The 13,869-nt window shown below is 72.0% G+C and carries 11 protein-coding genes; 7 read left to right on the plus strand and 4 right to left on the minus strand.

Translation table 11 applies throughout. The features are described from left to right. Positions 1–177 precede the first annotated feature (177 nt). Positions 178–648, plus strand: coding sequence for a hypothetical protein (locus V1457_RS02940; protein ID WP_338599901.1), 471 nt, complete (start codon positions 178–180; stop codon positions 646–648). Between the two features lie 218 nt (positions 649–866). Here the strand turns inward: V1457_RS02940 and V1457_RS02945 are convergent, their stop codons facing one another. The 4 genes from V1457_RS02945 to V1457_RS02960 form a co-directional block, all read right to left on the minus strand. Then, a complete protein-coding gene (locus tag V1457_RS02945; protein WP_200073392.1) occupies positions 867–1,745 on the minus strand; it encodes a glycosyltransferase family 2 protein in 879 nt (292 codons plus the stop codon). 45 nt (positions 1,746–1,790) lie between these two features. Next, positions 1,791–3,380, minus strand: a complete 1,590-nt coding sequence (locus tag V1457_RS02950) for an ABC-F family ATP-binding cassette domain-containing protein (RefSeq protein ID WP_338599903.1) — start codon at positions 3,378–3,380, stop codon at positions 1,791–1,793. Positions 3,381–3,557: 177 nt separating this feature from the next. Continuing rightward, positions 3,558–4,688: a glycosyltransferase family 1 protein gene (locus V1457_RS02955; protein WP_200073431.1), complete on the minus strand. Its 1,131-nt coding sequence runs from the start codon at positions 4,686–4,688 to the stop codon at positions 3,558–3,560. Between the two features lie 90 nt (positions 4,689–4,778). Beyond that, positions 4,779–5,879 carry a glycosyltransferase family 1 protein gene (locus V1457_RS02960; RefSeq protein WP_338599905.1) on the minus strand — a complete coding sequence of 367 codons (1,101 nt, stop codon included), beginning with the start codon at positions 5,877–5,879 and terminating at the stop codon, positions 4,779–4,781. Between the two features lie 100 nt (positions 5,880–5,979). On the opposite strand from V1457_RS02960, the gene V1457_RS02965 reads away from it, so the two are divergent. From V1457_RS02965 to V1457_RS02990, 6 genes are all read left to right on the plus strand, one after another. Then, entirely contained in the window at positions 5,980–7,197 is a 1,218-nt protein-coding gene (locus tag V1457_RS02965; protein ID WP_338599907.1) for a glycosyltransferase family 2 protein, read from the plus strand. Positions 7,198–7,423: 226 nt separating this feature from the next. Next, complete coding sequence (locus V1457_RS02970) at positions 7,424–9,937, plus strand: glycosyltransferase (protein ID WP_338599910.1); 2,514 nt, start codon at positions 7,424–7,426, stop codon at positions 9,935–9,937. Continuing rightward, positions 9,934–10,995, plus strand: a complete 1,062-nt coding sequence (locus V1457_RS02975) for a glycosyltransferase family 1 protein (RefSeq protein WP_307850323.1) — start codon at positions 9,934–9,936, stop codon at positions 10,993–10,995. The genes V1457_RS02970 and V1457_RS02975 overlap by 4 nt, the downstream gene beginning before the upstream one ends. Positions 10,996–11,493: 498 nt before the next feature. Next, entirely contained in the window at positions 11,494–12,366 is an 873-nt protein-coding gene (locus V1457_RS02980; RefSeq protein ID WP_304611171.1) for an IniB N-terminal domain-containing protein, read from the plus strand. A gap of 275 nt (positions 12,367–12,641) precedes the next feature. Next, positions 12,642–13,247 carry a sigma-70 family RNA polymerase sigma factor gene (locus V1457_RS02985; RefSeq protein WP_338599915.1) on the plus strand — a complete coding sequence of 202 codons (606 nt, stop codon included), beginning with the start codon at positions 12,642–12,644 and terminating at the stop codon, positions 13,245–13,247. Positions 13,248–13,477: 230 nt separating this feature from the next. Then, on the plus strand, positions 13,478–13,783 hold the full coding sequence (locus V1457_RS02990) for a hypothetical protein (RefSeq protein WP_200073398.1): 306 nt from the start codon (positions 13,478–13,480) through the stop codon (positions 13,781–13,783). The last annotated feature ends 86 nt before the right edge of the window (positions 13,784–13,869 follow it).

A 13,869-nucleotide genomic window follows, 5' to 3' on the forward strand; every position in this document is an offset into this window, starting at 1 on the left:
GGCGTCGCACCGGGCAACGTCGCAGTGGCAACATGAGCGCGAACATCGAAGCCGCACCACGACTTCGACCGGCCCTGCCCCCGCGCGCCGGGTGCGGACCGGCCCAAGAGGCGTCGCCCGGCGGGCACGCAGCGCGCGGCGGAAGATCCGACGGCGAAAGCATGGAGAGGCACCGCTATGGACCCGCGGGACCGAGCCGACGAAACACTTGCTCGTGCGCGGGCACGGGGCAGGTTCGTCGTCACGCCGGACAGCGCCACGTCGCCGATGGACGCCTCGAACACGGTGCGGATCCCGCGCGATGTGGTGGACGCCGCGGACCGTGCCGGTCACGACCCGAACGCCACGCGGACGTTGGGGCGCCCGGAGCGTCCGCAGGGCACGTCGCAGCAGTACGGGCAGCAGCAGAGCAGTCAGCAGCAGTACGGCCAGCAACAGGGCAGTCCGCAGCAGGGCGGCCAACAGCAGGGCGGCCAGTACGGGCAGCAGCGCGGCGGGCAGCAGTCCGAGCAGTACGGCTGGCCGGTCGAGGAGTACGGCCAGGACCAGCTCGGCCAGCAACTCCCGCCGAACCCGTACCAGGCGCAGCGGCCCGCGGGGCAGTTCGGCCCGCTGGGTTCGCAGGCGGCGCAGCACAACCAGTACTGACGCCCGGGCCGCGGCCCCTAGGAGCGTTTAGGAAATGGTTTGCGTAGCGGGTCGGGTAGCGGAACCTCAGACGCCTTCCGGCTCCGGGATCTCATCCTGAAGTAGCTTCCCTACTCGGCGTCCGAGCTTTCCTCGCCAGAAGACGTCTGAGAACCCGCCGGTGGTCCGGCTGAGTCCTCGGACGCCGCAAGCGGCTGCCGCCGCTTTTCAAACAGAACCTAGTTCTCGCGTTCGGCCGCGCGGACTTCCAACCGGGCGCGCGCCGCGAGCGCGCCGCGCAGCCCGATCCGCAGCGGCGCCCATGCCGCTCCCCGGTGCCGGTCGGCGAGGTAGCGGTAGGCGCTGCGGTGGTGCTCGGTGAGCATCGGCCCGGGATTGCGGGACGTGGCGTGCCCGCCGATGTGCGTGATCCGGGCGCTGGGCACGTAGATGTTCAGCCAGCCCTTGCCGCCGAGCCGGTCGCCGAGGTCGACGTCCTCGAAGTACATGAAGTAGCGCGGATCGAATCCGTCGACGCTGTCGAACGCTTCGCGGCGCAGCAGCAGGCACGATCCGGACAACCAGCCCGCCTTGCGCTCGCGGATCCCGGACTCCGACTGCCGGTAGGCGCGGGTCCACGGGTTGTCCGGCCAGACCCTGCTGAACGCGGCGTGCCCGGCGCCGCGGCCCAGCGAGGGCAGCAGCCGCGCCGACGGGTAGACGCTGCCGTCCGGCTCGTTGATCAACGGGCCGAACGCGCCGCCGCGGGGCCAGCGGTCGGCCGCGGCCAGCAGCTCGTCCAGCGCACCGGGCTGCCATTCCACGTCCGCGTTGCTGATCACGACCCAGCCGACTTCGTCGCCGAGTTCCGCCGCGCCGCGGTTCGCGGCCCCGCCGTAGCCGAGGTTCGCCCCGGTCGGCACGAACCGGACCTCGGGACGCGCTTCGGCGGCGCGTTCCGGGATGCCGTCGGTCGAACCGTTGTCGGCGAGCACCACCTGCGCCTGGCGGGTGGTCGCCGCTTTGATCGAGTCGAGGTTGCGCTCCAGCGTCTCACCGGGCGAGTAGGTCACGATCACGACGGCGATCTCGTCGCCGTAGCTGCGGGAGGCGGTCACGGCGGCCCATTCTGCCGAACACGGTCCGGGGTGGGCTGACGCCCCTCAGCACCGCCGGAGTTCGTCGTCGAGCCGCATCCGGGTGGTGGTTCCGATCTCGCGCAGGAATTCGGCGTCGTGCCCGGCGACGATCAACGCGCCGGCGTAGGACTCCATGGCCTGCGCGAGTTGCCGCACGCTGGCCGCGTCCAGGTTGTTGGTCGGTTCGTCGAGCAGCAACAACCGCGGTGCCGGTTCGGCCAGCAGCAACGTGGCCAGCGCCGCCCGGAAGCGCTCTCCGCCGGAGAGCCTGCCGACCGGCCGATCGGCGTCCGCCCCGCGCAGCAGGAAGCGGGCGAGCTGCGCGCGGATCGCGTTGGGTGTGGCCGACGGCGCGGCCTGCACGACGTTGTCCACGGCCGACATCCGCTCGTCGAGCACGTCGAGGCGCTGCGGCAGGTATCGCGCCGGTACGAGCGTGCGGACCTCGCCCGCGTCCGGTTCCAGCTCGCCCATGATGGTTCGCAGCAGCGTGGTCTTGCCCGCGCCGTTGGCGCCGACCAGCGCGATCCGTTCCGGTCCGCGCACCTCCCAGTTCACCAGCGGACCGTTGCGCAGCAGCACGCCGGTGAGCCGCAGGACCTCCTTGCGCGCGGGCACCTCCGTCGCCGGGAGGTCGATCCGGATCTCGTCGTCGTCGCGGACCGCTTCCTCGGCGGCTTCGAGCCGTTCCCGGGCCTGGCGCACCTTGTCGTCGTGCATGTTGCGGTACTTGCCCGCCGCGATTTCCGCGTCCTCGGCCCGTTTGCGCATCCGGACCTTGGGTTCCCGCTTGGTCTCCCAGCGCTTGCGGCCGTAGCGCTGCCTGCGGTCCAGCTTGATCCTCGCTTCGGCCAGCTCGCGGCGCTGGCGCTTGAGGTCCTGCTCGGCCGCGCGCACGCTGCGCTCGGCGGCTTCCTGATCGGCGGCCACGGCCTGCTCGTAGTCGGTGAGGTTGCCGCCGTAGCAGGTGAGCGCGCCGTCGCGGAGTTCGGCCATGCGGTCCATCCGCTGCAACAGCTCGCGATCGTGCGAGGCGATCAGCAGCACGCCGTCGTAGGAGGCGATCGCCTGGTGCGCGATTGCCCTCGCCCGCTGATCGAGGTTGTTGGTCGGTTCGTCGAGCAGCAGCACGTCGGGCTCGCGCAGGAATTGCGCGGCCAGCCCGAGCAGCACCAGCTCACCGCCGGAGCACGCGCCCACGTGCGCGTCCAGCGGTACCTGTCGGAGGCCGAGCTGGTCGAGGGTCCCGCGGGTCCGCTGCTCGACGTCCCACCGCTCGCCCACGATCGCGAAGTGCTCTTCGCGGGGATCGCCGCTTTCGATGGCCGCGATCGCTCGCCGGACCTGCGCCACCCCGAGAACCTCGTCGACACGGCTCTCGGAGTCCAGGATCAGGTCCTGCGGCAGGTAAGCGAGTTCCCCGTGCGCGCTGACGGTTCCGGAGGTGGGTCGCAGTTCGCCCGCGATCAGCCGCAGCAAGGTGGACTTGCCCGAGCCGTTCGACCCGATCAGGCCGGTGCGCCCGGCGCCGAGCACGACGTCGAGGTGGTCGAACGCGAAACCGCCGTCCGGCCAGGCGAAGGTGAGATCGGAGCAGACGATGGATCCGGACATGCGGGCTCCCGTCGAGGTCGCGACTGGTGACGCGGCCCGGGGATGCGACTTCCGGGCCATGGGCGGCGCGTTCGCGCGCCCGCGTTGCGCGGCCTCAAAGGAGCACGTCAGTACCTCGATGTCCGGCGGTGGTCGTGCTTCGACCGTAGCGAGCACGGCAACCGGTTTTCGCCGCGATCAGCTCCGGCGGCGGTGCAGGTGATGCGCGCGGGCGTACGCCTCGCGGTGCTGAGTGGCGCAGGAAGCCCAGGTGAAGTCCTTGGCGCGGCGTTGCGCGGCGGTCGACAGCGCGGATCGGCGGGCGGGGTCGTCGAGCAGTTCGGTGAGCCCGGCGGCCACGTCGGCGGCGCGGATCCCGCAGTAGGCGACCGCGTCACCGCCGACCTCGGGCAGGCTCAGCCGCCGCGTGGTCAGCACCGCGGCGCCGCAAGCCATCGCTTCCAGCACGGGCAGGCCGAAGCCCTCGCCGATGCTGGGATAGGCGAGGACGTGCGCGCCGCCGAGGAATCCGGGTAACTCGGCGAACGGCACGTACCCGGCGCGGATCACCCGGATGCGGTGCGGCACGGCCTCCAGCGCCCGCTCCACCCGCACGTCCCAGCCGGGTTGCCCGGCCAGCACCAGCGCCGGATCGTCGGCGCGACCGCGGGCGGCGAGGGTGAACCCGCGGATCAGCGCGGGCACGTTCTTGCGCGGCTCCAGCGCGCCGAGGAACGCCACGTAGGGCTGGTCGCGCAGGCTGAACCGGTCGCGCACCGCGCGGATCTCGGCCGGTGACGGCGGGTGGAAGAACTCCGGGTCCACGCCGTGGTGCATGACGTGCATGGCGCGGCGGTCCGCTCCGGCGCTGCGGGCGAGCCCGGTGGCGGTGGCTTCGCTGGGCACCACGCACAGCGTGGCGCGGCGCAGCGCGGTTTTCGTCCAGGTGCGGAAGAACCGGGCCTTGACCGGGGAGTGCAGTGCGGCACCGGTGAAGAAGGTGGCGTCGTGCAGCGTCACCACGGACGCGGCCGGATTCGCCAGCGGCGTGGTGTAGTGCGGCGAATGCAGCACGTCGGCGCCGAGCCTGCGCACCAGCCGCGGCAACGTGGTCTGCTCCCAGGTCAGCCGCGCGGTGCGGGTGGCGACGGCTTCGGCGGCGGGCACCACCCGCGAGTTCGGGGCGATGCGGGCGTAGAGCCCGGCGTCCCGGGGCTGGCAGACGACGCTGACCCGGGCGCCGTCCTGGTCGAGCGCGGCCAGCAGCGAATCCACGTAGCGACCGACGCCACCGCGGTCGGCGGGGACGGCGGTGGCGTCGATGAGCAGATGCGGCTCACCTCGTTGCACAGCGTGCAGCGTACGGGGGCGCCGGAGGCGATCGTGGCCGGTTCCGCAAATCTTGAGCGCGTCTCTGCTTCAGCGGTGCAGGTGGGCTCGCCAGACGGCGCGGGCGGTGCGGTACCAGTCGAACTCGGCGGCTCGGCGGCGCCCGGCCGCGATGAGTTCGGCGCGCAACGGCTCGTCATCGACGGCGCTGCGCAGCGCACGAGCCAACGCGGCGGGATCGCCCGGTGGCGCCGCGATCCCGGCGCCGCCGGCGACTTCGACCAGCGCGGGGTCGTCGGAATGCGCGACCGGCACGCCGAGCGCCATCGCCTCCAGCACCGGCAGGCCGAAACCTTCGGCGAGGCTGGGCATGGCCACCGCGGCGGCGCGGCGGATGAGGATGCCGAGTTCCGCGTCGTCGACTCCGCGCAGCAGCCGGATGCGTTCGGGCGGCAACCCGTGGTGTTCGGCGATGCGGGGCAGGTCGACACCGCCCCAGCCCTGCTCACCGACGACGACCAGCGGCACGTCCGGCGCCTCCGGCTGGGCCAGGGCGCGCGCCAGGTGCTCGTGGCCCTTGCGGGGTTCGATCGTGCCGATCGCGAGGATGTAGCGCGGTGGCAAGGTCGCGGCCAGCACCCGCGAGCAGTCCGGCTCGGGCTCGGTGAGCAGTGCTGGCGCGATCCCCTCGCCTGCCACGTGGATCTCCGCGCGAGTCGGCACCCTGCCCGCGAGGTCGGCGGCGACCGCTTCGGTGGGCACGATCAGCGCGTCGGCTTGCGCGGCGGCGCGGCGCACCGCGCGGCGATGCCAGCGGACGCCGCGCGGGGTCAGCGTCTCGGGGTGGGTCCAGGGGACGGTGTCGTGCACGGTGACCACGAGTCCGCGGCCGCGCCTGCGCGGCGGGGCGAGCGGGGTCATCGCGTGGACCGAGTCGCCGCCGGGCCACCACGGCAAGCCGCGCTCCCAGCCTCCGATCAACGCTTTTCGGGGCAGTGGCAGGACTTTCGGGCCGTGCACGCCGTCGACCGCGGCGCTGCCGGGATGTGCTGTGCGGCTGACCGCGGAGGTCACTTCCCAGTCGTCCGGTGCCGTGGCGGCGAGGGCGCGCAGCAGTTCTCGCGTGTAGCGGCCGGTTCCGCCGGGCACGGGAGCGAGCAGTTGCTCGGCGATCACCAGCAGCTCGGGCACGCGGTCACCCTAGTCCGCAGTGGTTCGATCTTCTTGCCGGGACCAGCGGCGATGGTGCCGAACCGGGAGATCGCGCTTCCGCCGGGTTAGGCTCCGCCGGATGGGAACCCTGCGCAGCACCGTCGTAGTCGTCACGTGGCGCGGGCGGGCGCACGTGGCGGACTGCCTGGACGCGGTGGCCGCCCAGGACCGTCCACATCGGATTCTGGTGGTGGACAACGCGTCGGCCGACGGGACCGCGGAATTGCTGGCACGGCACCCGTCGCGGCCGGAAGTGCTGCGGCTGTCCCGGAATCGCGGGTACGCGGGAGGTATCGCTGCCGCGTTGGCGCAGGTGAGCACGCCGTTCGTCGCGTGGCTCAACGACGATGCGGTTCCCGAGCCCGGTTGGCTCGCGGCGCTGGAGGACGCGCTGGACGCGGATTCCGGAGCGTGGGCTGCCGCCTCGGTGCTGCGGGCGCCGGACGGTGCGGTGCAGTCGGTCGGGGTGCGGCTCACTGCGGATGGGCACGGGGCGGATCTCGCCGAGGCGCCCGGCGGGAGAGTCGGCGGGGCCCATCGATGCGACGCGGCGCGAGACGGCTCGGGTGCTGCTCGAACCGGCGCGGCCGAGACCGGCGAGAAAGGAATCCTCGAAGCTGGCACCGATGCGGGCGGACCCGGCGAAACCGGGCTCGGCGCATCCGCTTCCGAGCTGGGTGAGACCGGTTCCGGCGCAGCGTTCGAGGTGTTCGGGTTCTGCGGTGGTGCGGCGCTGCTGCGGACCGAGCGAGTGCGGGCGGTGGGCGGCGTCCCGGCGAACTTCTTCTGCTACTACGAGGACACCGACACGTCGTGGCGGCTCCGCCTCGCCGGAGGCCGCGTCGTGTCGGTTCCCGCAGCCCGCGTCACGCACCTGCACGGCGCCAGCTCTCGCCTCGGCTCGCCGCGGTTCCACCGCTGGAACGAGCTCAACCGCCTGCGCACGCTGCTGCGCTGCGCTCCCGCCCCGATCGCGACCCGCGAACTTCTCCGCTTCGCGGCCGTGACCTGCGCGCTCCCGCTCCGCTCCGCGTCGCACCGGCTCAGCCGCGCCGGCCTCCGCGCGCTACCCGCGCGCTCCCGCGCGCGCCGCGCTCCGCCACTCCCCCGCACTCCACCGAACTTCCGCGTCGCCTTGCGGCTCCGCGTACTGGCTGAGGTGGCTGCCACTGCCCCCGCGGCGCTCCGCGCCCGCCGCGCACACGGCTCCGCCGCTGCGCGGCACGCCGTGTGGTCCAAGTGGTCGGGCGAACACCCGCCTCCCGGATCCGGGCGAACGGACCGCTGGTCCGAATAGATTGGCCGAACAGGCCGTTCACTCCTCGCGGAACCCGGCTTGCGCGCTGGTGCAGGCACGCAGCCGACACACCCGCGCATCGTGAGCGGACTGCGCGAGCGAACGGACCGCTGGTCCCAATAGATCGGGCTAGCGGTCCGTTCACTCCTGGAGAAACACCGCTGGAGAAACCGGGGATCAGCGGGCGCTGTGCACGTGCGCCCGCCGCGTAGGGCAGGCTTGGGGTGTGGCTGAGCTGTCCGATTCGTCTGCCCTGCCGGTCGTTTCCGTGGTCGTGGTGAACTACCGCGGTGCGCAGGACTCGATCGAGTGCCTGCGCGCGTTGCGGGACGAGCTGGACTACCCGGCTGAGCGGCTGCAGGTGCTCTGCGTCGACAACGCTTCCGGTGACGGCAGTGCGCAGCGCATTCGGGAGGCGCAGCCGCAGGTCCGGCTGATCGAGTCCGGCGAGAACCTCGGGTTCGCGGGCGGCTGCAACCTGGCTGCGCGGGAGGCCGCGGGGCAGGTTCTGGCGTTCCTGAACAACGACGCGCGGCCGCACCGCGACTGGGTGCGCGCGGCGGTTTCGGCGCTGCGGGCGGAGCCGACGGCGGGCGCGGTGGCCAGCAAGGTCCTCGACTTCTCCGGCGAGCACGTCGATTTCGTGGACGCCGGGCTCACCTGGTTCGGCATGGGCTACAAGCGGCACGCGGGCGAGCTCGACGACGGCGGCCACGACGCCCCGCGCGACGTGCTGTTCGGCACCGGCTCGGCGCTGTTCGTGCGGGCGGAGCTGTTCGCCGCGCTGGGCGGGTTCGACGAGCGGTTCTTCATGTTCTACGAGGACGTCGACCTGGGCTGGCGGTTGAACCTGCGCGGCTGGCGGGTGCGGTACGAGCCGCGGTCGGTCGCCTACCACCGGCACCACGCGTCGATGAGCGAGGTCTCGTCGGCGCGCGAGAACTACCTGTTGGAACGCAACGCGCTGGCGGCGCTGTACAAGAACGCCTCGGAAGAGACGCTGGCGAAGGCGTTGCCCGCGGCGATGGCGCTGGCGGTGCGCAGGGCGACTGCGCGCGGCGAGGTCGACCCGGAGCAGCTGGAGATGACGCGGCGACCGGAGGGGGTGGACCACTCCGACGACGTGCCGATCTCGCGGGACGCGCTGGCGGGGATGCTCGCCATCGACCGGTTCGTGGAGCTGTTGCCGCAGCTCAAACAGGCCCGCGAGGTGGAGCAGGCGGCTCGGGTGCGTTCGGACGCCGACCTGGTCCCGTTGATGCGCAAGGCGATGGAGCCCGCCTACCCGCTGCCGCGCTACCTGGCCGCGCACGACGTGCTGGTGGACGTGTTCGGGTTGGAAGAGGTGTTCGGGCGCCCGCGCAACATCGCGGTGCTCACCGGGGATTCGGTGGCCGCGCGGATGGCCGGTCCGGCGATCCGGGCCTGGCACATGGCCGAGGTGCTCAGCGGCGAACACCGGGTGCGGCTGGTCAGCGCGAACCCGCACGTCGACCCGCCGGAGTCCGATTTTCCCGTGGTGGCGGCGAAACCGCGGGAACTCGCCGCGCACGTCGAGTGGGCCGACATCGTGGTGCTGCAAGGGCACGTGCTGGAGATGGTGCCCGCGCTCAAGCACGTCGACTCCACCAAGATCGTGGTCTGCGACATCTACGACCCGATGCACCTGGAGCTGCTGGAACAGGGCCGGGACACCGACGACGAGCGCCGCGCGGCCGATCTGCGCGGGGTGACGAAGGTGCTGAACTCCCAGCTGCGGCGCGGTGATTTCTTCCTGTGCGCCTCGCAGCGGCAGCGGCACTTCTGGCTCGGCCACCTCGCTTCGCTGGGCAGGCTCACACCCGGGCTCTACGACACCGACCCGACGGTGCGCTCGCTGCTGGAGGTGGCGCCGTTCGGCCTGTCGCCGGTGGCGCCGCGGCGCACCGGGCCGGCGATCAAGGGCGCGCAGCCCGGCATCGGGGCCGACGACAAGGTCGTGCTGTGGGCGGGCGGTGTCTACAGCTGGTTCGACCCGCTGACGTTGCTGCACGCGGTGCACCGCCTCGCCGAACGCCACCACGACGTGCGGCTGTTCTTCCTGGGCATGAAGCACCCGAATCCGGACGTGCCGGAGATGGGGATGGCCGAGCGCACCAGGCACCTCGCCGGCAGCCTCGGGCTGACCGGCAAGAACGTGTTCTTCAACGAGACCTGGGTGCCCTACGGCGAGCGGCAGAACTACCTGCTCGACGCCGACTGCGGGGTCACTTCGCACTTCGAGCACGTGGAGACCACGTTCGCCTTCCGCACCCGGGTGCTGGACTACCTGTGGGCGGGGCTGCCGGTGGTCACCACGGACGGCGACTCGTTCGCGGACCTGGTGCGCCACGAGGGGCTCGGCGTGGTGGTGCCCGCCGAGGACCCGGACGCGCTGGCCGAGGCGTTGCAGCGGGTGCTCTACGACGCGGAGTTCGCCGCGGCGTGCCGCGAGCGGATCGCCGCGGTGCGGGAGCGGTTCACCTGGGAGTCGGTGCTGGCGCCGCTGACCGAGTTCTGCCGCGACCCGCGCCCGGCGGCCGACCGGCTGCGGGCCGCCGCACCGCTGACCCGCACGCCGCGGCCGAGCCGGTTGCAGGCGGTGCGCCGCGATGCGGCGCTGCTGCGGGGATACCTCGACGCGGGCGGTCCGGTCGAGGTGGCCAAGCGCGCCGCCGGGCGGCTGCGCAGGCTCGCGGGCGAACGGTTGCGAGGGCGGTGAGTGCCCGGCTGCGGGTGCTGCTGGACGGCACCCCGCTGCTCGGCCCGCGCACCGGGATCGGCCGGTACGCGGCCGCGCTGACCCGCGAGCTCGGCCGGATGTCCGATGTGGACGTTCGAGCGGTCGGGTTCACCGCGCGCGGCCATCGCGCCCTGCGCGACGCGGTTCCGCCCGGGGTGCGGGCGAGCGGCGTCCCGGTTCCCGCGCGAGCGCTGCGGGCGTCGTGGCGCCGGGTTCCGTTCCCGCCGATCGAACTGCTCGCGGGGCGCGGCGACGTCGTGCACGGCACCAACTTCGTGCTGCCGCCGTCGGTGCGCGCCGGTGGCGTGCTGACCGTGCACGACCTGGCGTTCCTGGACGTGCCGGAAGAGGCTCCGGAGCCCGGCTTCGCCGATCTGGTGCGCACCTGCGCCCGCCGGGCGGCCGTGGTCTGCACACCGAGCGCCGCGGTGGCCGAGGCCGTGCAAGAACGGTTCTCCGTGCCGGAGCGCAGGATCGTGGTGACCCCGCTGGGCGTGGACAACGAGTGGTTCGAGGCGGCACCGCCCGGCCCCGAACTGCACCGGCTCGGATTGCCGCAGCAGTACTTGGTGTTCGTCGGCACGGACGGCCCGCGCAAGGGACTCGACGTGCTGCTGCGCGCGCACGAGGCGAGCCTGCCGCCGCTGGTGCTCGCGGGCCCCGGCGAGCAACGGCCGGAAGCGAAGGTGCTGCACACCGGCTACCTGCCGGAACGCGAGCTGCGCAGCGTCGTGGCCGGCGCGCGGGCGTTGGTGCTGCCGTCCCGGGACGAGGGGTTCGGGCTGCCCGCGCTGGAGGCGCTGGCGTGCGGCGTTCCGGTCGTGTGCGCGGAGCTGCCCGCACTGCGGGAGATCACCGGCGGGCACGCGGATTTCGTGCCGTACGGGGATGTCGACGCGCTGCGGGCGGCACTGCACGACGTCGTGTCCCGCCCGGTGGACCGCCGGGCGGCCGCCGCACGTCGCGCCCACGCGGCCCGCTACACCTGGCGCGGTTGCGCCCGCGCGACGCTTCGCGCCTACGAGCTCGCGCGCTGAAACACGTCCGGTGCACCGGGTTTTCCTCATCGTGACCTCCGGGCGCGGATGGCCGTGGGAAGGTTCCCCGTGCTCGGCGACACAAAACCCCGCAGTTCCGGAATAGGCGCGTTCGGAGCCCGCGGGCATTCCGATTGGCCGGTCGCCGAATTTTCTCCGCTGGTTTTCGCCACACCCGCGAACGCAGTGCGGAACAGCACAAGATCAAAACCAATCGATTCGGGAAATGCGCCGTCCGCTGCTCAGATGAAGATCATTCGGCCCGACCCCCTAATAGTCGAATGAGCGCTAGGGGATCGGCCCCATGTCCGATCGCGCGGATCCGCGCCTAATCTTCGAGTCGTGGCGGGAACGCGCTGGTGGCGCGAGTCGCGGTGCGATCGGAATTCCGGCGGGCGAACGAGACCGGTTCGCCGAGTGGATGTGCGGGCCGGATTCCGATGATCGCCGGAGCGTTCCGGCCACCTCCCCACCTGCTCGGCGAAGGGCGTGACGGCGATGTTGACGGTGCACGAGTTCCTGTCCCGGCTCGTGACCGACGCGGCCGATCGCGCGTCGTTCCAGGAGGACCCGCGGGCCCACCTGGACCAGGCAGGACTGGCGGAGCTGAGCAATGCCGATGTCGTGCACGCGGCTTCGCTGGCACTCGATCACGCACCGGTCGAGCTCGTCGACGAGTACTTCCGGACGCTGCCTCCGGCACTGGTCCAACTCGCCGCCGACGGCCCCGGAGTCGATGCGCACGACCTGATGCCGTTCCTGGTGAACGGCCCCGACGACATGGAGCTGGACATGACCACCCCCGACATCTTCGGCCCGCTCGGCGACGTGGACTCGATGCTGCGCGGCGAGGCGAGCTCGACCGAGGACAGCAACAACAGCACCGAGATGACCCGCACCGAAGACGGCGGCAACGGCAACGAGAGCCCGGTGGGCAACGGGAACGGCAACGGCAACGAGGTCATCGGCGACGTGAACACCGGTGACATCAGCGGCGTGGCCGGTGACCTGAACGCGGGCAACATCGCGGGCAACGGCGTCACCGACGTGGTCGGCGGCGTGCAGGACGCCGTCGGCGGCGTGCAGGGCGGCGACGTCGCCGGGCAGCTGGACGGCCTGACCGGCCAGGTCGGTGACATCGCCGGTGGCGACGTCACCGGCGGCCTGCAGGACCTCGGTGGCGTGGCCCCGGACGTGCAGGACGTCACCGGCGGCCTGCCGGTCGGTGATGTTGCCGGCGGTGACGTTGCAGGCGGCGACGTCGCGGGCGGGATGACCGACCTGACCGCGCCGCTGACCGGTGCCGAAGGCCCGGTCGGTGAAGAGGCGGGCGGCGGCCTGCACGACGTCACCGGCGGCCTCGGCCTCTAATCGGCCGAACGACGGGACCTCGGGCCGCTCAGCGGTACCGGTCCGAGGTTCCCGCCGGCGGGCGGCTGAGGCCGCTCGCAGGACTAACCCGGTGATCTGCCGGGTACGCAATCGACGGGGGTCATCGGCAGCGGTGCGACGCCGCTGCGGTGGCCCCCGTTTTCGCGTCCTGTTCATCCTTTGTGGAAGAATTGAGATCTTTGACCAATCCGCCCGGCCACCGGCTCCGAAACCCTGATGGCAGGTGCGCATCTGCCAGGCACGGGAGGTGGCGGATGGACGAGTGTCCGATCGACCGGGAAGTCAGCACCGAGCAGCTGCTGGTGAAGATCGGCAGCGGAGATCTCCGGGCGTTCCATACCTTCTACGACCGCACGGTGCGACCGGTGCGGACGCTGGCCAGGGAACTGCTCGACGACGACGCGCAGGCCGAAGAGGTCGCGCAGGAAGTGCTCATCGAGGTCTGGCGCACCGCGCCGCGCTACCGCCCGGAACGCGGCAGCGCGCAAAGCTGGGTGAGCACCATGACGCGCCGGCGTTCGGTGGACCGGCTGCGCTCGGCGCGTGCGGTGCGGGAACGCGACGACCGGTTCGCGGCGGGCTCGCAGGAGACCGCCTACGACTCGGTGACCGAGACGGTGCTGGCGCACTGCGAGCACCTGAAGGTCCGCAGCTGCCTGTCCGCGCTGACCGCGTTGCAGTCCGAGGCGGTGCTGCTCACCTACTACCGGGGACTGAGCTATCGCGAAGCGGCCGAGCAGCTGCGCATTCCGCCGTCGACGGTGAAAACGCGGCTGCGGGACGGACTGCTGCGGTTGCGCGAATGCCTCGGCGACTGCTGCCTGGATTCTCCCGGGCAAGCTCGAGAAGATCGTCCGTGACCCGCTGACCGACAGTTTTCCCGCGTTCCCGATCGGTTCGTGGGCGCAAACCCCGCCGCTCGCCGTCCGTCCTGTGAGGTTCCACACCGGAAAACCTGGAAGTGATCGACGGGATCTCGTGTTGTACCGGCTGCGAGATCGATCGACGGTCTCGTCACCTACCGGATTCGTCCCGTACCTGAAAGCGGAACGGATTCGAGGAAACGAGCTAGCGGAAGAGGTGAGTTCTCATGCGCAAGCTGAACCGTGGAATCGCAGCCGGACTGATTTCGGCCCCCCTGGTGCTCGGGTTCGCCGGGGTCGCGGGTGCCGCCGACTTCGAGGGCACCCAGTCGGTCGCGGGTCCGGAAGGTGTGCAGTCCAGCCAGACCACGGCGGGCGCCGACTCCAACGGTGACGGCCGGGTCTCCTACGAGGAGAGCCACTCGGTCGCCGGCCCGGACGGGGCGGCGACGCAGCAGACCAGCTCGAGCTCGGACTCCGGCAGCGGTGACTCCGGCTCGGACGGCGGCCTGCTGGGCATCCTCGGGCTGTGAACCCGACGGAGCTGATCAGCTCCACCTGCGCCGTGGCCGCGGGAACTCCTCCCGCGGCCACGGCCACCTTGATGTCCACTGCGGAC

The organism is Saccharopolyspora sp. SCSIO 74807, from assembly GCF_037023755.1.
Lineage (GTDB): Bacteria > Actinomycetota > Actinomycetes > Mycobacteriales > Pseudonocardiaceae > Saccharopolyspora_C > Saccharopolyspora_C galaxeae.

What these genes read in the sequence shown, in the direction of transcription:
- V1457_RS02965 (WP_338599907.1), top strand. Translation starts at nt 5,980, where the DNA reads ATGGGAACCCTGCGCAGCACCGTCGTAGTCGTCACGTGGCGCGGGCGG.
- V1457_RS02940 (WP_338599901.1), top strand. Translation starts at nt 178, where the DNA reads ATGGACCCGCGGGACCGAGCCGACGAAACACTTGCTCGTGCGCGGGCA.
- V1457_RS02950 (WP_338599903.1), bottom strand. Translation starts at nt 3,380, where the DNA reads ATGTCCGGATCCATCGTCTGCTCCGATCTCACCTTCGCCTGGCCGGAC.
- V1457_RS02990 (WP_200073398.1), top strand. Translation starts at nt 13,478, where the DNA reads ATGCGCAAGCTGAACCGTGGAATCGCAGCCGGACTGATTTCGGCCCCC.
- V1457_RS02985 (WP_338599915.1), top strand. Translation starts at nt 12,642, where the DNA reads ATGGACGAGTGTCCGATCGACCGGGAAGTCAGCACCGAGCAGCTGCTG.
- V1457_RS02980 (WP_304611171.1), top strand. Translation starts at nt 11,494, where the DNA reads ATGTTGACGGTGCACGAGTTCCTGTCCCGGCTCGTGACCGACGCGGCC.